Source organism: Paenibacillus sp. S29, assembly GCF_049319765.1.
Classification (GTDB): domain Bacteria; phylum Bacillota; class Bacilli; order Paenibacillales; family Paenibacillaceae; genus Paenibacillus; species Paenibacillus polymyxa_B.
Map to the genome: position 1 here is coordinate 146,045 of NZ_JBMOUI010000010.1, position 18,462 is coordinate 164,506.

The window sequence follows — 18,462 nt, forward strand, 5'->3', positions numbered from 1 at the left end:
AATATTTACATGATATTTTGTCATTACACATTAAAATATTTTCCCTCCGGAGGTTTGCAAATCATGTCTAATTCTTTAGAAATATTAGTTGAACCCATAATCAGAAACCGATTAGAAACATTGTATAGCAATCTTTCTAAAACTATCCCGGAATACAACCAATTTTCCACGGAAAGCAACCAGTATTTTCAACAAATCCGCGAATCCGTTCCCGAGCATCTCGAACATACCCTGTTTTTATATGAAGATGCCCAAATCTCTCTACAATCTATTCTAGAGAACCAAATATATTTACAGGGATTCAAAGATGCTATGCAAATTTTAGATGAGTTACGTAACACCTATACTGGGTAAGAACTACATAATAATTTTCAACTTTAAAAATATATCTTTTGAAAAAACAAAAAACGCCTAGAAACAGGCGTTTTCATTTTTGTCCTTTTTAGCAATACTATCCATATGATATACTATAAACTAACAACAGAATGGCTTAGATGGGCGGTCGGCTAGTCTCCTGCAAAGGAGGTGATGCCTGTGGAGGTTAAAGATACATTGATGTTGATGATTCAATTTGCGACATTGGTGATCTTGATTCTTTCCTTCAACAAAAGGAAATAGACCGCCCTCTGGAAAAGGTTAGCGGTCTATTTTACTAATCCAACCCTACAGCCACCGCCTTTATAAGCGGCTGTTGTAAAAGAGTGAGGATGTTGGCAGCATCCTTACTCTTTTTCAGTATATACTTATTAGCTTTAGTTTATCACAGGAAAAACCATATTGCCAATATGGCAAATCTTTTTAAGGGGCGGCTTTCCTTTCACACCATGTTACTTCTTTAATTGAAGCAACTTTACTAACTTGTCATGAATGGCAGTATTCGGATAATTCCCGCTAAACTGAGAAGACCCAGGTCCCATCGCGGTTAACGCCACATCAACAGATGTATGTCCACCCGTGGTCCAGTCGATATAAAACTTCTCATCGGAGCCTTTTACAGTAAAAGGACCATCCTCTTTGGAAATGCCTTCACCGGATTCATCCTCCGCATCTTCGCCTTCAATCGCCAAACCGCCCGTTTCATGATCTGCCGTCACCAACACTAATGTATCTGGATGCGCTTTGGCATACTCTTTAGCTACTTTAACGGCCTTATCAAGTTGTTGCCCAGCCTTAATCGTTAACTCCCCTTCATTGTCATGCGCCATCTCATCCGTTCCTTCTTCTTCTACCATCAGGAAAAAACCTTTTTGGTTTTTGGAAAGAACATCAATCGCTTTAGCCGTCATATCCGGTAGAGAAACCGTTGGGTTGTAAGAGTTACCCAGCTTGTTGTGAGCTTGAAACATCTCTTCATTGGCGAACAGTCCTAGCAACTTAGAACCTTTGGCTGCTTTCATTCCTGCCTGATCCGTCACATAGCTATAACCCAGCTTCTTCGCTTGTTCTACCAAATTCCCTTGAGTTCCCTTACTAGCTTCCTCAGGATCTTCTGCCGGAGCATCTGGATGTTTGCCTACTGTTCCGGCAGGGTACCAAAAATCCTCACCACCGCCCAGAATAACATCCACTTTGCTTTTCTCCAGGTACTGCTTGGCAATCTCGCTTTGAGCGGAGCGTTTTTCGACATGCGCACCAAAGGCGGCACCGGTTGCGTCTGTCACTTGGCTTGTCGTCACGACACCTGTAGACATGCCTGCTTTTTTGGCCAGCTCCATAATCGTTGTCACTGGTTTTTTATTCAAATCCATTCCGATTGCGCCGTTATACGTTTTCACACCTGTTGCAATGGCAGTTGCAGCCGCGGCGGAATCCGTAACCAGGTTATCCCCTGAACTTGTACTAACCAGGCCGGTTACAGGCATGTTATCCATTTCAAGTAATCCCGATTTCCCTACCGTCGCCAAACGAATCGCGTTGCGACTTGCTTCTCCCATACCATCGCCGATAAAAAGAATGACATTCTTAGGAGCATCGACTTTCGCTGACGAAGTTTTCAGTCCTTTGGATACCTGTGCGGTAGTAGACTTGGTATTAGATGAGGCTGCAAAAGCGTTAGGGATATTAGCAGATAACAATGGCGCACTCAAAACGGTAATGGCACCTAAAGCAAGGATACTCTTTTTCATCGAACGCTTTTTCACAAGGTCACACTCCAATAAATTTGATATTCATATATGATAAAGTAATCATATATTTGTTTTGTAAAGCATCGTAAAGCAATAGATTATGCGAATGTAAAATTTGGAATGAGCGCCTATTTATTTATAAAACAAAAAAAGACACCGACTCTTGGTATATCAAAGTCGATGCCATCTGGCATTTTTATTTAAATGGCGGCGATATTCTTGCCGATCGGCATGGTGTAGTAGAGCGGTTTTTGCTGTCCATTTTGCTGATAGACTACAAGCAGCAGGGTGCGGCCTTCGGCTGTCAATGGGCTTCCTCCGCTTAGAATATGATCCAAACTGAACGGCAGTACATCCAGCACAGCGTGCTTTTGCAGTTCTTTTTCACTCAGCTTCAAGGAAGCAAAGGCTGGAATAATCTCGCGGTATGGCTGCGACTGTTGACTGCCTACATCCGTCCCACCTGTACTCTCCTTGCTCGCATCTGCCACAAAATCTGCAACCACAGGTGACAACAGCGCATCCGGATGCTGGAGAACCATTTTCATATAGCTGGACCAATCATTCTTCTCCAAGGTATGCTCCCACCAAATTTTACGCGGCTTATATTTATGGTTAAGGAAATAATCAAGCTTCATCAGTCCAAGCACCATATCCATTCGCTTTGTTCCACGCGATTCTAGAAAGGACTGAAGACGCGTGAACAAGTCTTCGAGCTGATGTCCGATTTTTTGCCAGCCCTGTCCTTCCCAGTAGTCTCCGAATTCCTGAAAGAAATCAAAGGCGGACGAGAATTCGCGCTCGATCAGATAGTTAACTGTATGATCCATACGATGAGAGTTCCAGTATTTTTCCAATACATCTTCCAAGCGCTTGAGCCGGACGATATCGGCAAAGGAAAGGACGTCATTGCTCAGCATTTCATACGGCGCAACATCCATATACGTATAGTTATACTTGTCTGCGTCGATACGCAGTCCGGTGCCACGCAGCATTTTGAGGAAGCCAAGTTGAAGCTCTTCCGGGCCGAGCGCAAAAACGTCATTAAACGTTTTACGGAATGTGTTGTAGTCCTCCAAAGGCAATCCGGCGATCAAATCCAAATGCTGGTCGATTTTACCGCTTTGTTTGACCTTGGTAACAGTACGGGAAAGTTTGGTAAAGTTCTGGCGACGCTTAACCAACTCATTGGTAGGATCATTCGTTGATTGGACGCCGATTTCAAAACGAAACACGCCCGGCGGCGCGTTTTCCGCCAAATAATCCAACACCTCGGGACGCATAATATCTGCCGTAATCTCAAACTGGAAGACACAACCACGGTGATTTTCAATCAAAAATTTGAACATTTCCAGCGCATAATCGCGTTTAATGTTAAACGTCCGATCCACGAACTTAATTAGGTTGGCTCCATTGTCGATCAGATACAGAATATCCGACTTTGTACGCTCGATATCGTAATAGCGCACCCCAACTTCGATGCTCGACAGACAAAACTGGCAACTGAACGGACAGCCTCGGCTCGTTTCAAAATAAACAACCCGTTTCCCAAGTTCCGGTATATCCTCTGCAAAACGATAGGGCGACGGTAGCTCGTTCAAGTCCGCTTTCGGGCGACCGGGCATCTGAATAACCTCTTCTCCCTTACGGTAAGCCAGTCCATACACAAAATGGAACTTGCCATCCCCTTCCAGCTCCTGCAGCAGTTGATGGAAGGTTTCCTCTCCTTCACCAACCACGATAAAATCCACATTCGCCAAACGCTTCATCCAGTGATCCGTATCGTAGGATACCTCTGGACCACCCAGAACAATTTTGACCTCAGGCATAATCTTTTTCAACACATCAATGACTTTAATCGTCTCTTCAATGTTCCAAATATAACAGGAAAAGCCGATAACATCTGCCCCGCGTTGAAACAAGTCGGATACGATGTTCATCACCGGGTCCTTAATCGTGTACTCCGCCAGCTCGATATCAAAGTCCTTTTCACTGTAGGCTTTCAGGCATCGAATGGCCAGCGAGGTATGAATATATTTTGCATTTAACGTTGATAAAATGACTTTCATAGGTCACAACCTTCTATAGTTTGCATGAACTGTTATATCCCCTTACCTTAGTATAGCTATTCAAAATCCTCGTACACATCGTCTGCATAAATCTCGTCCTCGCTTACCGTTCCCCCGATACTCCCCTGATTTTGGAAAAAATCAAGAAACGGCTTGCCGTACTTGCGGAACTTTACTTCGCCGACACCCTTGATCCGCAACATGTCTGCCTCGGATTGCGGGCTCGCTACGCTCATCTCACGCAGCGTTGCATCATTGAAAATGATATAAGACGGTACATGCTCCTGAGCGGCCAGATCGCGGCGGATCAGGCGCAATTGCTCGAACACGGTTTCGTTGACTGCAGCCGGGTATGCATCGCGTCCCTGTCGTCCGCGTGAACCTGCTCCACCTGCAAAAGCCGTGGCATGTCGCACCACACGCTGCATGACTTCTCGCTGGCCTTTCAGCACCTCAGCCGCAAGCTGCTGCAAGCGTACAACCGGATATTGTCCCTCGGACAACATCAGATAGCCTTCCGAAACAAGAACATTGATAATTTCGGCAATTTCTTTTTCCGTCCGGTTGCCCATCACGCCATAGGTCGGCAGGCTGTCAAAACCATATTGCAGCACTTTTTTGTTACGCGATCCTTTCAACACCGAAGCGACCATCGAGACCCCATAACGTTCCCGCATGCGATGAATGCACGAAAAAATCTTCTGCGCATCTATGGTCATATCAACCAATTCCCGCTCATCTGTACATGAACTGCATATGCCGCAAGCTTCATGCTCCTCCGCTTCTCCGAAATACTCAAGCTGTGCCGTACGTAGGCAACGAGTCGTGTAGCAATAATCAACCATCTGCTGGAGTTTGCGGTAGTCGTTGCGCTTGCGGTCTTCATCCTGTGGATTTTGCTCAATCAGAAACTTCTGCGTCACAATATCTTGCGGTCCGAACAGTAAAATACATTGACTCGGGTCGCCATCACGTCCTGCGCGCCCCGCCTCTTGTACGTAAGCCTCCATATTTTTAGGCATGTTGTAGTGAATGACATAGCGTACGTTCGATTTATCTATCCCCATGCCAAAGGCATTGGTTGCTACAATGACACGGATATCGTCGTACAGAAACCCTTCCTGACTATCTGCACGTTCCTGATCTGTCATCCCGGCATGATAGCGTCCAGCCGCCATGCCTGCGTCACGTAGCCGTTGGTACAAATCGTCCACGTCCTTACGTGTCGCCGCATAAATAATGCCCGATTCACCCTCATGCTCACGGGTATAATTCAGTAAAAAGCTGCGTTTGTCTTCCCCACGCAGCACACTGAACGCCAAATTGGGCCGTCCAAGGCCTGTAACGAACGTCTCCGGTGAGCGCAGACGAAGCAGGCGCACGATATCATCCATGACCTGCGGTGTCGCCGTTGCCGTAAACGCCGCCACGATTGGGCGTTCATACAGCCCGTCCACGAATGGAGCCACCGCCAGGTAGCTGGTACGGAAATCATGGCCCCATTGGGATACGCAGTGAGCCTCATCTACCGCAACGCAGGAAATCGGCAACTGGGCCATTTCATCGCGAAACCAGTCCAATTCCAGTCGTTCCGGTGCGACATACAGTAACTTCAAGTCACCATTCCGTGCGGCTCGTATGCGATCATTCACTTCTCGACCACTCAACGTACTATTGATGTAGGCAGCAGCAATCCCCATTGTGGTCAGCGCATCCACCTGGTCCTTCATCAGCGAGATGAGCGGTGACACGACAATGGTCAGCCCCTCATGCAACAACGCGGGGATCTGGTAGCATATCGATTTTCCGCCCCCTGTCGGCATGATGCCCAACGTATCGTTGCCCTCCAGCATACTGGCCACAATTTTCTTTTGTCCCTCCCGGAAATCGGGATAGCCATAAAATTTTTGCAGCAAGTCCTGCGCCCGTTCCAATGTTGGTGCTTGTACACTCATAGTTTCAAAACTCCTCATATTTCTAGCGTCCTTGACGCATATCGGCTTTTCTTTCGTTACCTTTAGTTTACCGGGGTTCAGGGTAATGTTCAACCGCTAGAAGACTGCCAATCTGGTTTAGTCCCTTATGGCGTTCGCTGTTTTCTCATGATATAGTGAACACGGTGCCGCAAATTTGTCCATAATTATGAAGAGACACGGTTCCAAGAAGGAGAAAGAACCCATGAACAATCGGAAACCCCAACGGAAAAATCATACAAAATCTACGTCAAACGCAAGCCATTCCAAACGCAGTCATAAACCTGCCGGAAGATCTGGCTCCCATAGACCAGAAGCTCAACGGAGAACGAATGCTTTTGATAAAGCCCCTGCCAAAACATACATCGTCCAGGAGCCTGCCGAGCTATTAAGCTTTTTAGTAGAGCATGTGACTGGCATGGGTCGTAACTCCATTAAATCAGCACTGGCTCGTGGGCAGGTGTCCGTCAACGGCATTCCACGTACCGTGCACAATTTTCCACTGGAGCAAGGTCAGACTGTCGCGCTTTCCAAGGAAAAAGTAACTCCCGTCGTACCACTGACTGGGCTACGTATCTTGCATGAGGATGAAGCCATTATCGTTATCCATAAGGATGCCGGGTTGCTGTCCGTGGCTTCAGCGCAGGAGCAGGAAGTAACAGCCTATCGCCAGCTTACGGCCCATGTGAGGCGCGAACATCCGTACAATCGTATTTTTGTACTGCATCGTTTGGATCGTGATACATCAGGAGTGATGATGTTTGCAAAAAGCGAAGCCATACAGCAGGAAATGCAAAAAGCGTGGAAGGAAGTTGTGTATGAACGAACATACATTGCTCTTGTAGAAGGACAGGTTAAAAAAGCTGAGGGTACAATCACCTCATGGCTGAAAGAAAGCAAGACGCTAAAAATGTATTCCAGTCCTTATCCGAATGACGGACAGCACGCAGTCACTCATTACAAGCTGCTTCAAGCCAATCGTCATTTTTCTTTGCTGGAAGTACGTTTGGAAACCGGACGCAAAAATCAAATCCGCGTACATATGGAGGATATCGGTCATCCAATTGTTGGAGATAAAAAATACGGTTCCAAATCCAAGTCGATTGGGCGCCTTGGCCTACATGCGAGGGTATTGTCATTTATTCATCCCGTCACCGGAGTATTGCTGCGTTTTGAATCCGACATTCCTAAAACTTTTTTGAATCCGTTTCGGGAGTAGAATTGAGCAAAGCATACGGAGATTAGATGGAAAAGTAGAAGAGGAAATGAGGGGGCTGTAGAAAACAGCACCCTTTTTTGATTGATTAAGCGGTATACCTCCGAACACCATCAGCCATTTTCATCAACTCATCCCATATATATATGGGCGTATTACACACTGGACAATCTAGCCAACCGATTAAATAGGGTAATTGAGCAAGAAACTTGTTCTCTTCAATTTTTTGGGCATATTCGTGTAACCACTGTATATTAGCACCTTTATGGTCCAATGAACGGGGGCGGATTGGGTGGGGAACCAAATTGTCTGAATTTACAGGGTCCTTATCATAGACAACCAGGGTGTCATTCTGTTCATCAGGCCAAATATAGAGCGGGGTACCGCAATGCGGACAATCCAGCGTATATTCGTCACCTGTATCGAAGCTTTGTAGCATATAAGCTATACAGCGATATCCCTGAAAAGCGGCACCCGCAGCCAGAACATAGCGTTTACCTACATCTCCTTCGTGTTCTTTCGCATAGAGCACCATTTCTTCAGTCAATTCTGCAAGTCGGACAATGGCACACCGATATTGCGCATAAATATATTCAGCCACACTAGAATCCACTTTCACCTGATCCCTTGTAAATTCCAATGGAACTTTGGTATGTAAGGGATTGTTATTCTTCGCTTCGAATATTCCGCAAATGTTATATATATCTGCACGAATCCCTATATCAGAACTTTTTAACGCAATGTCTACAAGGTAAGGAACAGCCGCAAATGTACAAGTATACAATGTATTTTGGTGATACAGTTCCTCCCAATACAAGGTGTCAGCCATTTCGCCGTCATATCCGGCTTGGAGCTGTTTCAACATTTCTGGGACGTATTGAGAGGAACCGTAGGGGCCTTGGAGTAGAGTCCAGGCCGGATCGGACAAAGCCAGCATCTTGATACTCCTTCCACCGTTTTTTACAGTAGAGGATTTTGCAAAAATCCAATAAGCAAATTCCAATGAACAACATATAGATCGAAATGGTTTAGTTCGTCTATAACTTGCACTTCGGAGCGACTGGAATCGAATTTTGTAAAATCCTTATAGTAATATTTGATCGGTTTATAAAATGAATTTTGCTATCAAAATTCACTTTAACTTCATAATTCTCAGCTTCTTACGTTTATTTCATTATACGCATATTATTAGCTGAAGTTGCTTTTCTCGATTTTCGCAATATACAAAATCACTATTTTTTTGGGTCTATAATCATATTCGGTTAAGCTTTCGGCATTGTGAAGGTGAAACACATTAAATTAATGAATTAATGCAATAACTAACCCGGTTCTTATGTCTTACTACGACTCCTCTGTCCATTCAGTTCCTTCTTCGTATACATAGTTCATATTATAAGTCCTGTTACTTAAAAATTACTGAGTAAGAAATAAAGTATATATACATTAAAATTTCCATACATGTAAAAACAAAGCCACTCCCCTACCTGTTTTTAATTATGCCAAACGGGTAAGACATACTTGTTCAAGCCTTTAATCTAACAGTTACAGAACTGATTTTATGAATCGGTATATGAAAAGGCGTGTTGGGAATATTATGTATGAATACTGCGACTATAAGGGGAAATAGCCTATGACCATAACACCGGAACAGCGGATTACCCTGCACGGATTTAACAACCTGACCAAATCATTGAGCTTCAACATGTACGATATTTGTTACACCAAAACCAAAGAAGAACGCGAGGCGTATATTGCATATATTGATGAACAATACAACTCAGATCGACTGACAGCTATTTTAAAAAATGTATCTGACATTATCGGCGCCCATGTGCTCAACGTAGCCCAGCAGGATTATGTACCTCAAGGAGCCAGCGTGACCGTACTTATATCAGAAGGACCCATTGTGGAGGTACCGACTGAATCTTATGCCGAGTCACCCGGCCCCCTACCTGAATCTGTCGTGATACAGCTGGATAAAAGCCACATTACGGTTCACACCTACCCGGAATATCATCCAGACGAGGGGATCAGTACGTTTCGAGCAGATATTGATGTCTCTACCTGTGGGGAAATCTCCCCGCTCAAGGCACTCCACTATTTGACTCATTCTTTCGACACCGACATTATGACGATTGATTATCGGGTGCGCGGCTTCACACGTGATACGAATGGACATAAGCTTTTCATCGACCATGATATCGCCTCCATTCAAAACTATATTCCGGACGAAGTGCGCAGTCAGTATGACATGATCGACGTGAATGTGTATCAGGAAAATATTTTCCATACCAAATGTAAGCTAAAACAATTCGATCTGGACAATTACCTGTTCGGCTACACCAAGGAAAGCCTGAGTGAAAAAGAGCAACAAAATATATCAACACGTCTCAAAATCGAAATGGACGAAATTTACTACGGTAAAAATATGACATAACAGATCGAATGCGTAAAAATAAAATAGATCATTTCATTGAAAAAAGGAGGATCGCTTGGACTGGAATATAGCCGGGCTTTCGTCCTTTTTTAAATACAAAATAATAGATATTACTCAACTTGATCTGTACAAGCGAGAGATTGTTCACTATGATAGGGGAAGAAACCACTAATTTAAAATAACAGCATGGATTTTACATCCGCTTCTTATTGTAAGCGCAATCAATTGATCCTACGTATGATTTTGTTATGGAAAACAAAGGAGGAATTTGTATGCAAGGCGGTATTGGCGGTAAAAACATCATTTTACGATTGGAAATTTCCACCGGGCACATCCAATTTGGTCAATTGATTACGCTGGTAAACGAACATGGCGGAGATGTGATTGCCATTGACGTCATTAGCACCTCTGAGAAGGTCACCGTGAGGGATATTACGGTGACCATTGCCGATCCAGCAGAAATCGACCGTATGATTGCCCGAATTAAAAAAACACAAGGTGTTAAGGTATTATCCATCTCTGATCGTACCTTCCTATTACACCTCGGGGGCAAAATTGAAATGCAGCCCAAAGTCCCAATTCAAAACCGCGATGACTTATCCCGGGTATATACCCCCGATGTGGCACGCGTATGCATGGCGATTCACGAGGAACCCGACAAAGCTTTCCGTTTGACGATCAAGCGCAACACGGTCGCTGTCGTCTCTGACGGAAGCGCTGTCCTCGGGCTAGGTAACATCGGTCCCTATGCAGCCATGCCGGTTATGGAAGGCAAAGCCATGCTGTTCAAGCAGCTCGGCTCCGTCGATGCCTTTCCAATCTGTCTGGATACGCAGGACACCGAAGAGATCATTAAGGCCATTAAGCAAATGGCCCCAGCTTTTGGCGGTATTAATCTGGAGGATATTTCATCGCCACGATGCTTTGAGATTGAACAGCGGTTACGTAAAGAGCTGGACATACCTGTTTTTCATGACGATCAGCACGGCACAGCTGTCGTTTTATACGCAGGGCTGATCAATGCGCTCAAAGTTGTCGGCAAAGCCCTGTCTGACGTCAAAATTGTCGTCTGTGGTATCGGGGCTGCGGGTGTGGCTTGCACCAAAATTTTGCTATCTGCAGGGGCTGTCAACATCATTGGCGTAGATCGCCATGGGGCTCTTACAGCTGATGAAACATACGAGCATCCAATGTGGAACTGGTATGCACAGCATACCAACCCTGATCGGCTGTCGGGCACGCTGTCCGAGGTTCTGAAGGACGCTGACGTGTTTATCGGTCTGTCGGCAGGTGGAATACTGCAACGAGAAGACGTGAAACGTATGAAAGAAGCCCCGGTGCTGTTCACTATGGCTAACCCGGTTCCTGAAATTGCGCCAGAGGACGTCGAGGACATTGCAGGTGTCATCGCCACCGGACGTTCGGACTATCCCAACCAAATTAACAATGTACTTTGTTTCCCTGGCATCTTTCGAGCAGCGCTCGACTGCCGTGCCCGTGAAATCAACGAAGAGATGAAGCTGGCGGCCGCAGAGGCCATCGCAGGCACGATCCGTCCTGAAGAACTAAACAAGTTGTATATTATCCCAGGTGTATTTAACGAGAGTGCGGTTCAGCGGGTACGTGAAAAGGTAATCCAAGCCGCGATTGCGAGCGGTACAGCCAGAAGAGTGCCTCGGGATTTCAGATAAAAGAAAAGGATTGCTCCCCTAATGCGGGTGCAATCCTTTTTGCTATCGAGAGATCAAACTTCATATCCGTTATCTTTACAGCGGTTATGACCTCCATTTAGAGAACAATTGGCTGGCACGCTGAGCAAACTCCTCCAGATTAAAGTTGGAGTTATCCAACTTGTAGTACCATTTTTTAATCGTATCCAAAATCCATGAGGGCACTTTAACCTCCGAGATACCGGAATAAAACGTATGATATGCCCACACCAAATGCTCCCAGCGCTTGTCATCGCCTTCCTTCACGTATTCCGATACGTCCAATACCTTGGCACGCCCGTCTTGCATAAGTACATTCTTGAGGTGAATATCACGGGGATTCAGCCCCTTGGACCGGACAAATTCCCTCGCCTTTTCCACATCCAGAATGACCTGCTCTGGCACAGGAATTCCTTGCAGCAAACAATCCAGCAGCGTAATACCAGATTCATAACTTATGACAATATACTTGTCGCCTTTTCCGTAATAATGAGGAAAAAAGTCAGACCCTCGCAAACGCTCATATACGTCGGCCTCCGCATCTTTCTTCTCGATCGCCATGTCTGAGTACACCTTGAACGCGTAGCCTGGCAACGTATCGAGCGTAAATACGGCCGCATCTGTCCCGATGCCAATACAGCGGACGTCTTGAGTAGCTGTTTTAATGGTAACCGGATCATTATCCTCTGTACTGTATACGGTCACGTGACTTATGATGTCTTCTGCCTGCCTCCATTGTTCTACCATGCGCGATCCCCTCCTTCTCTGTTCTAAACCTTTACCAATGAAGTTAGTTCTATAACAGATAAATAGTATTACGGTTTATCTTTTGGAATGGCTTCAAAATAGGTTAATTCTTTAAAAAAATACGGTATGTACCGTGTCTAACGAGCGTCCGGCAGCAGCAACCTTCTTAACTCTGCATAGCTTGCTGCTGTTTTATAGTCCCCCAGCACATCAGTTTCCGGGAGAGCATTCCTGTGATTGAACCAGATCACCTGCCAATTTGCAGCTATAGCTCCCGCCACGTCATTACGCCAGGAATCCCCAATGTAGCAGCAATGCTCTGCTAACGTTCCTGTCCGCTCATTCACTACTTCGAAGATGCGCGGATCAGGCTTGGCATAGCCAACGGTCCCAGATACAAAGATATGCTCTGCCGCAACATGATTTTCCAACGCCATGGCCTTGATCTTGCTCATCTGGTGCTCTTCAAGACCATTCGTAATCAATCCAACCAAAAAGCCAGCTGAGCTCAATTCATTTATTAACGAGGTAGCCCCCTCAAAAGGCTCAATTCGGTACTGACGATCCAAGTATTCTTGCTGAACATGTACTGCCTGCTCACGGGTGATTTCTACCCCGAATTCTTGTAAAGCCAGAATGAAACGGCCTTCCCTCATCTCATCCAGTTCATCCGGCCCTGCCTTCCCCTCCAATAGTCCTCCTTTAGCCGATAGTGCGTCGCTGTAATAGCGAATACGATGGTAGGCTTTCTCATAAGGAAAACGCTCATTCAATCCTAATACTGTACGCAATGCATCGCGTGTAGGGTGCAAATGATCGTACATCGTATCATCTACATCAAAAAATACAGCCTTCTTTTGCAAGTTCATATGCCCACTTCTTTCTGTTAAATCTTCGGATGACGCTCCTTTTCACCTTGTCCTGATATTATACCCGTTGGCCTGCTACGTTGCACCCTGTCCTTCACACTGCGCATCCTGCAATCACACTTCACGGTTGCTAACATACACTGAAAAGACCGCATTTTCGCAAACCCACTTTACTTCTCTACCGAGCTAACATAGGTATCTTGTCCTGCTTTGCTCGAAAGCGTTTTATTTGACAACACACGGGTAAAAGGTCACATTTTTGAAAATATTCGTCATACAGGTTTACATTTCGTGTAAAATCACGTACCTTTTAGGGATGAACGCTTTAATGGATGTATTGGATAAGGGAGGCATACACGATGGATTCCGGTTCTAACCTAGCCTATGGATCAGCTACACCTTTGATTGAGGCACTTATAGAATTTGAAAAGGAGCTCGAAGCGAACCGGCATTCTCTGAGTTTTGATTTGGGATTGATTATGGAGCAGGGCCGCGCGCCACGATATATGGCTACACCACCAGATGTTATTCCTTTTGCCCACGCAGGAGTGGACGGAATACATTATGGCTTTTTAACGGATTTTGGTCTTGAAAAGGACCTTTCACAGGCCCCTATCGTATGCGTATCTCCCGTCGATTGGACGGGTGTATGGGTGGTTGCCCGTCATTTGCAGGATTTTTTAAGCGTTGTTTATACAGAGAACAGTTCATTAAAACGATACTACGCCAGCGGAGACGACTATTCTGGACATGCAGGTCAGCGACTGCCTCAGCTTGTAGATGAACGTACCGCGTTTGTACGCGAATGCTTTCGGGAACGATTTGGTATCGAACCGATTCAGGATATGGCTGCCTATATCGACAGCTTGCGAGCAGAACGGAAGCACAATGAAGCAGCTCCTACGCTGAACGGCTTGGGCATTCAGGTATCTTCTTCCGCGAAGCATAGCTCTTCTATGGAAAGTACCCTCTTGACCGTAACGGAGCCTTTCCTTTGGGAACAACAAGGCGAAGCTGTGCGTGAATTGTTCTATAACGGTTCGCGTGAAGCCAGACTGGCCTTTATTCGGGATGCCCAGACACGGCATCTGTTCACCCATTCTGCCCTTCGTGCTTTTGTAGCTGGACAGCTTAAGTTGATGGGCCTATCTGAGGCCGCAACATATCTGGAAGAGTCCTACTATACCGTTATTCCCGATATGATAGAATCTTGACGAAAACTTCGATTCCCCCTAACATAACCGCCTCTGAAAAGGCGGCTTTTTGTGCTACAATAAATGAAAATAATAGGGTCGAACGGCCCGGTACGAATGAAAGAGAGCGAGTATGAATAATCATTCCTATCCTACTCCTGAAATCATTGAAGTTTGTCTGTTGGCGGGCAAACTGATGATGCAAAATGGAGCCGAAACCTATCGTGTTGAAGACACGATGTCCCGCATTGCTTCAGCCTATGGCATATCCCAGTCCCATAGCTATGTAACACCAACTGGGATTTTTTTTGCCATTAATGATTCGGAGCCTGCCAAGCTCATCCGCATCGTAGAGCGGACCACCGATTTGCACAAGGTGACAGAGGTCAATTCCATTTCACGTAAAATCAGCACAGGTGATTTGTCTCCCCGCGCTGCCGTCAAGGAGCTTGCGGAAATTGAGCGTGGCCCCCTCCGCTATTCCAACCGTGTACAGCTGATGGCTGCTGCGTTGGCCAGCGGTTGCTTTATGATTATGTTTGGTGGTGTCTGGCGAGACTTCCCCGCAGCTGTGTTATGCGGCGGTATCGGATTTGCAGCCGTACAGTATTTTCACAGGCTCGTTAAGGTCAAGTTTTTCTCAGAGTTTTCTGCATCTTTTCTAATCGGCTTGCTGGCGGCTCTGTTAACGATAATAGGCTGGGGACAGATGATGGATAAAATTATAATTGGCTCCGTCATGCCACTGGTTCCAGGCTTGTTAATTACAAATGCCATTCGTGATTTAATGTCCGGGCACCTTGTTTCGGGTCTTTCCAAGGGAGCCGATGCTTGCCTGACGTCTTTCGGCATTGGAGCTGGCGTTGCGGTTATCATTTCTTATATGTGATTCGGAGGAGATTCAAGTCTATGCTTGCACAATTATTCACAAGCTTTATTGCCACCGCTGGTTTCGGCATACTTTTCCACGCCCCCCGGCGCTCGCTGCTGCAATGTGGTTTTGTTGGTATGCTAGGTTGGCTGGTCTATTATTCAACCACGGACAGCATGGGACCTGTGAGCGCCAGCCTTTTGGCAACGATCCTCATCGGCATCGTCAGTCAAGGCTTTGCGCGGCTGTACAAAATGCCTGTGATTATTTTCAGTGTGGCAGGCATGATTCCGCTCGTTCCAGGGGGAATGGCCTATAATGCCATGCGCCAGTTCGTACAACAACATTATCCTCAGGCACTAGAGCTGGCCATGAGCACGCTGATGATCGCAGGAGCTATTGCTGTCGGTTTGGTGCTGTCTGAGGTGCTTAATCAAATTTTTCACAACATACGTTTTAGACCTCAGCGTTAAAAGCGATGAAAATAGCAAAATAAAAGAGGCTGCTCCCAAAATCATCCGCAGTGTATGAGACGATTTTGGAAACAGCCTTTTTCTGTACACATTACAAAAAATATTTAACTGTCATAAGCTATTATTCATCCACTCGCTTGCCCAATATCGCCAAATCTCGCTCTATGCTGTCCAGCACAGCTACACGCGGATAGTACCCCCATTGCTCAAAACCAAACTTCCGCAGCAGCCCAATACTTGGCTCATTATGACCAAAAACAAATCCCAACAACGTTGTAATCCCCAGTCTCGGACATTCATTTAGCAAATGCTGTACCAGTCGACTTCCTGTTCCGGTTCCACGAGAATCCTCATGGACGTAAATACTAATTTCTGCTGTACCGTTATAAGCTGGACGCCCATAAAAGGACTGAAGGCTGGCCCAACCGGCAATTGTCCCCTTTTGCTTTAAAACCCACAAAGGGCGGTGGTTCTCCTGATGAGCCTCAAACCATGGAATGCGGCTCTCCACTGTCACCGGTTCCAGATCTGCGGTAACCATTCGTCCTGCAATCGTAGAATTATAAATATCCACAATATCGGGAAGATCCTCTCTGCACGCAAATTCAATGGAAAAAGATTGGTCCTGATTCATTATTCGTATCCGCCTCCTATGGTGTGATTTATTTATTGTACAAGACAAGCGCCCGATCAGCCATATCGAGTTGTTTTGCGGATTAGTCCCAAAGGGTTTTATAATAGAGCTTGAAGATAAGGAAAAATAAAAACGGGGAAAGCGATTTAACACGATGAGACGGGAGGTATGTTTCGGAGTCAAGGATTCTGAAGCAGCTTAATATGAATATTGGAACTCAACTCTTGATTTTGGAAATACCTATGGAATCTTTTTTTGGAAAAACGACTATTTATCCTGTACTGCTCAAGGACGAGGATGGACTTACACTGATTGACACGGGAATGCTCGGCCAATTTGAGCTATTACGCAAGGCTATCTCAGATGTGGGTGAGGATATCAGCCGCGTGAAAAGAATTATTTTAACACATCAGGATATTGACCATATCGGAAATGTTCATGCACTGCTGGATCTGCTGCCGAATACTGCCCTGTTAGCCCATAAGGATGACGTTCCTTATATGACAGGGGAGCGACCGTTTGTGAAGCTGACGTCGGAACGGATTAAACAAATGGATACTGTGCTCAAGCAGCAAGCAGAGGATATGATTCGCCGCCTGCCAGATTTGCGCTTTGCTCATATTCTTGAGGACGGTGAGCATCTGCCTTATGGTGGGGGCATACAGATTATTCATACACCCGGTCACACGCCCGGGCATATCAGCTTGTATGTGCCCGCACAAAAGCTACTATTGGCAGCAGATGAACTGCTGGTAGTCGAAGGTGAACTGGTCGGTCCTGCTGAGTCGGCTACGCCGGATATGCCATTGGCTCTGAAGAGCCTCGAAAAGCTGACGGTATTGGATGTTGAAAAGGTAATCTGCTACCATGGCGGCTACTATGATCAGAACGTACAAGCACGTCTGCAAACATTAAGTCAGGCAAGAGAGTAAGCCATTCAAAGCTATAAATTATGATGTAATAAGAGCTATAATGAATACATGGACAGAAAGGAATGAGACTCTATGAATGATAAAATTACAAGATTATATGATGAACTGAAATCACAATCTTGGGATGGCCTGCTTGTGACCGATCCCAAACATATTTACTATCTGACGGGCTTTGCTAGTGATCCGCATGAGCGTTTTCTTGGTCTCGTGCTGCTTCGAGACCAAGAACCAGAACTGATCGTACCCGCTCTGGATGCAGAAGCCGCCAAAGCTGCTTCTTCTGTGACTCGTATATCCACCCACACCGATACGGACAATCCATATGATCTGTTGCGTCAACGTACAGGCACCGGAGTGAAAACATTCGCGCTGGAAAAGGAGCACGTCTCCGTCCTCCGTTATGAACAGTTACATACTGCTATTGGCGCGGCTCAATATGTGGATCTGGGTCCTGTGCTTCAAGAAATGCGTGTGAGAAAAACTCCTGAGGAAGTACAACGTCTGAAACATGCAGCTCGTTTGGTGGAAGATGCTCTTCGCCACGGCCTCACCCATGTGCGCGAAGGAGTGACGGAAGTCGAGCTGGTGGCCGAAATCGAATACCAGATGAAAAAAATCGGCGCGGATGGCCCGTCCTTTGACACGACAGTGCTGTCTGGACCTAAAACAGCCTTGCCTCATGGTGTTCCGGGCACCCGCAAGCTACAGCCTGGCGATCTGCTCATGTTTGATATGGGCGTATATTCCGATGGTTATGCTTCGGATATTACGCGTACTTTTGCTTTTGGAAAGCTGTCGGCTGAGCTGGAGACGATTTATGATACGGTTCTTCGCTCGAACGAAGCGGGGATTGCCGCCATTCGCCCGGGAGTTTCCTGCGCATCCGTAGATCAGGCAGCACGGGCTGTTGTTGAAGCCGCTGGATACGGCCCTGCCTTTAACCATCGAGTTGGACACGGCCTTGGTATGAGTGTTCACGAATATCCATCTGTACACGGAGGCAATAGCGATCTGCTTCATGAAGGCTTCGTGTTCACCATCGAACCCGGCATCTATGTGCCAGGCCTCGGCGGTGTGCGGATTGAAGATGACGTTTTGGTCACCTCTAATGGTGTTGAAGTGCTTACCTCTTTTCCAAAAGAACTGACAGTGCTCGGATAAACCCATCGCTATTCATTATATTGGTATGTAAAAAAGGATGAAAAAGGAGGGG

Annotated in this window: 17 protein-coding genes; 10 read left to right on the forward strand and 7 right to left on the reverse strand. The window is 46.0% G+C overall.

The window, feature by feature from the left end:
• Window positions 1–63 precede the first annotated feature (63 nt).
• Window positions 64–354, forward strand: a complete 291-nt coding sequence (locus ACL9RM_RS17850) for a hypothetical protein (protein WP_235307835.1) — start codon at window positions 64–66, stop codon at window positions 352–354.
• Window positions 355–528: 174 nt separating this feature from the next.
• On the forward strand, window positions 529–618 hold the full coding sequence (locus ACL9RM_RS17855) for a putative holin-like toxin (protein WP_414126429.1): 90 nt from the start codon (window positions 529–531) through the stop codon (window positions 616–618).
• Window positions 619–827: 209 nt separating this feature from the next.
• Here the strand turns inward: ACL9RM_RS17855 and ACL9RM_RS17860 are convergent, their stop codons facing one another.
• From ACL9RM_RS17860 to recQ, 3 genes are all read right to left on the reverse strand, one after another.
• Window positions 828–2,141, reverse strand: coding sequence for an alkaline phosphatase (locus ACL9RM_RS17860; RefSeq protein ID WP_250267833.1), 1,314 nt, complete (start codon window positions 2,139–2,141; stop codon window positions 828–830).
• 185 nt (window positions 2,142–2,326) lie between these two features.
• Window positions 2,327–4,195 carry a B12-binding domain-containing radical SAM protein gene (locus ACL9RM_RS17865; protein WP_165176240.1) on the reverse strand — a complete coding sequence of 623 codons (1,869 nt, stop codon included), beginning with the start codon at window positions 4,193–4,195 and terminating at the stop codon, window positions 2,327–2,329.
• 56 nt (window positions 4,196–4,251) lie between these two features.
• Window positions 4,252–6,150: a DNA helicase RecQ gene (gene recQ, locus ACL9RM_RS17870; RefSeq protein ID WP_165176242.1), complete on the reverse strand. Its 1,899-nt coding sequence runs from the start codon at window positions 6,148–6,150 to the stop codon at window positions 4,252–4,254.
• Window positions 6,151–6,373: 223 nt separating this feature from the next.
• Between recQ and ACL9RM_RS17875 the strand changes: the two genes are divergently transcribed.
• A complete protein-coding gene (locus tag ACL9RM_RS17875) occupies window positions 6,374–7,387 on the forward strand; it encodes an RluA family pseudouridine synthase (RefSeq protein WP_061829078.1) in 1,014 nt (337 codons plus the stop codon).
• Between the two features lie 85 nt (window positions 7,388–7,472).
• Here the strand turns inward: ACL9RM_RS17875 and ACL9RM_RS17880 are convergent, their stop codons facing one another.
• Window positions 7,473–8,321: a hypothetical protein gene (locus tag ACL9RM_RS17880; RefSeq protein ID WP_250267832.1), complete on the reverse strand. Its 849-nt coding sequence runs from the start codon at window positions 8,319–8,321 to the stop codon at window positions 7,473–7,475.
• Window positions 8,322–9,014: 693 nt separating this feature from the next.
• Between ACL9RM_RS17880 and speD the strand changes: the two genes are divergently transcribed.
• Together speD and ACL9RM_RS17890 are read left to right on the forward strand one after the other, a co-directional pair.
• Window positions 9,015–9,821: an adenosylmethionine decarboxylase gene (speD, locus tag ACL9RM_RS17885; protein ID WP_250267831.1), complete on the forward strand. Its 807-nt coding sequence runs from the start codon at window positions 9,015–9,017 to the stop codon at window positions 9,819–9,821.
• A 272-nt stretch (window positions 9,822–10,093) separates the two neighbouring features.
• Entirely contained in the window at window positions 10,094–11,512 is a 1,419-nt protein-coding gene (locus tag ACL9RM_RS17890; RefSeq protein WP_250267830.1) for an NAD-dependent malic enzyme, read from the forward strand.
• Between the two features lie 84 nt (window positions 11,513–11,596).
• Here ACL9RM_RS17890 and ACL9RM_RS17895 read toward each other — a convergent pair whose 3' ends face one another.
• A complete protein-coding gene (locus tag ACL9RM_RS17895) occupies window positions 11,597–12,277 on the reverse strand; it encodes a serine/threonine protein kinase (RefSeq protein ID WP_250267829.1) in 681 nt (226 codons plus the stop codon).
• A gap of 137 nt (window positions 12,278–12,414) precedes the next feature.
• Window positions 12,415–13,146 (reverse strand): HAD family hydrolase, encoded by a 732-nt coding sequence (locus tag ACL9RM_RS17900; protein WP_250267827.1) that lies wholly within the window; start codon window positions 13,144–13,146, stop codon window positions 12,415–12,417.
• Between the two features lie 359 nt (window positions 13,147–13,505).
• Between ACL9RM_RS17900 and ACL9RM_RS17905 the strand changes: the two genes are divergently transcribed.
• The 3 genes from ACL9RM_RS17905 to ACL9RM_RS17915 all read left to right on the forward strand — a co-directional run bounded on the left by ACL9RM_RS17905 (window position 13,506) and on the right by ACL9RM_RS17915 (window position 15,683).
• Window positions 13,506–14,360 (forward strand): hypothetical protein, encoded by an 855-nt coding sequence (locus ACL9RM_RS17905; RefSeq protein ID WP_250262103.1) that lies wholly within the window; start codon window positions 13,506–13,508, stop codon window positions 14,358–14,360.
• Between the two features lie 112 nt (window positions 14,361–14,472).
• Window positions 14,473–15,228 (forward strand): threonine/serine exporter family protein, encoded by a 756-nt coding sequence (locus tag ACL9RM_RS17910; protein ID WP_250267825.1) that lies wholly within the window; start codon window positions 14,473–14,475, stop codon window positions 15,226–15,228.
• Window positions 15,229–15,248: 20 nt separating this feature from the next.
• Window positions 15,249–15,683: a threonine/serine exporter family protein gene (locus ACL9RM_RS17915; RefSeq protein ID WP_103047615.1), complete on the forward strand. Its 435-nt coding sequence runs from the start codon at window positions 15,249–15,251 to the stop codon at window positions 15,681–15,683.
• A 121-nt stretch (window positions 15,684–15,804) separates the two neighbouring features.
• Here the strand turns inward: ACL9RM_RS17915 and ACL9RM_RS17920 are convergent, their stop codons facing one another.
• Entirely contained in the window at window positions 15,805–16,317 is a 513-nt protein-coding gene (locus ACL9RM_RS17920; protein ID WP_061829070.1) for a GNAT family N-acetyltransferase, read from the reverse strand.
• Between the two features lie 203 nt (window positions 16,318–16,520).
• Between ACL9RM_RS17920 and ACL9RM_RS17925 the strand changes: the two genes are divergently transcribed.
• Window positions 16,521–17,249 (forward strand): MBL fold metallo-hydrolase, encoded by a 729-nt coding sequence (locus ACL9RM_RS17925; protein WP_250267823.1) that lies wholly within the window; start codon window positions 16,521–16,523, stop codon window positions 17,247–17,249.
• A 72-nt stretch (window positions 17,250–17,321) separates the two neighbouring features.
• A complete protein-coding gene (locus ACL9RM_RS17930) occupies window positions 17,322–18,410 on the forward strand; it encodes a M24 family metallopeptidase (protein ID WP_250267821.1) in 1,089 nt (362 codons plus the stop codon).
• The last annotated feature ends 52 nt before the right edge of the window (window positions 18,411–18,462 follow it).

Excerpts from the sequence above, each read along its gene's own strand:
- ACL9RM_RS17930 (WP_250267821.1), top strand. The coding sequence starts at position 17,322 with ATGAATGATAAAATTACAAGATTATATGATGAACTGAAATCACAATCT.
- ACL9RM_RS17880 (WP_250267832.1), bottom strand. The coding sequence starts at position 8,321 with ATGCTGGCTTTGTCCGATCCGGCCTGGACTCTACTCCAAGGCCCCTAC.
- ACL9RM_RS17890 (WP_250267830.1), top strand. The coding sequence starts at position 10,094 with ATGCAAGGCGGTATTGGCGGTAAAAACATCATTTTACGATTGGAAATT.
- ACL9RM_RS17865 (WP_165176240.1), bottom strand. The coding sequence starts at position 4,195 with ATGAAAGTCATTTTATCAACGTTAAATGCAAAATATATTCATACCTCG.
- ACL9RM_RS17910 (WP_250267825.1), top strand. The coding sequence starts at position 14,473 with ATGAATAATCATTCCTATCCTACTCCTGAAATCATTGAAGTTTGTCTG.
- ACL9RM_RS17925 (WP_250267823.1), top strand. The coding sequence starts at position 16,521 with ATGAATATTGGAACTCAACTCTTGATTTTGGAAATACCTATGGAATCT.
- recQ (WP_165176242.1), bottom strand. The coding sequence starts at position 6,150 with ATGAGTGTACAAGCACCAACATTGGAACGGGCGCAGGACTTGCTGCAA.
- speD (WP_250267831.1), top strand. The coding sequence starts at position 9,015 with ATGACCATAACACCGGAACAGCGGATTACCCTGCACGGATTTAACAAC.
- ACL9RM_RS17920 (WP_061829070.1), bottom strand. The coding sequence starts at position 16,317 with ATGAATCAGGACCAATCTTTTTCCATTGAATTTGCGTGCAGAGAGGAT.
- ACL9RM_RS17850 (WP_235307835.1), top strand. The coding sequence starts at position 64 with ATGTCTAATTCTTTAGAAATATTAGTTGAACCCATAATCAGAAACCGA.
- ACL9RM_RS17915 (WP_103047615.1), top strand. The coding sequence starts at position 15,249 with ATGCTTGCACAATTATTCACAAGCTTTATTGCCACCGCTGGTTTCGGC.
- ACL9RM_RS17875 (WP_061829078.1), top strand. The coding sequence starts at position 6,374 with ATGAACAATCGGAAACCCCAACGGAAAAATCATACAAAATCTACGTCA.
- ACL9RM_RS17895 (WP_250267829.1), bottom strand. The coding sequence starts at position 12,277 with ATGGTAGAACAATGGAGGCAGGCAGAAGACATCATAAGTCACGTGACC.
- ACL9RM_RS17905 (WP_250262103.1), top strand. The coding sequence starts at position 13,506 with ATGGATTCCGGTTCTAACCTAGCCTATGGATCAGCTACACCTTTGATT.
- ACL9RM_RS17900 (WP_250267827.1), bottom strand. The coding sequence starts at position 13,146 with ATGAACTTGCAAAAGAAGGCTGTATTTTTTGATGTAGATGATACGATG.
- ACL9RM_RS17855 (WP_414126429.1), top strand. The coding sequence starts at position 529 with ATGCCTGTGGAGGTTAAAGATACATTGATGTTGATGATTCAATTTGCG.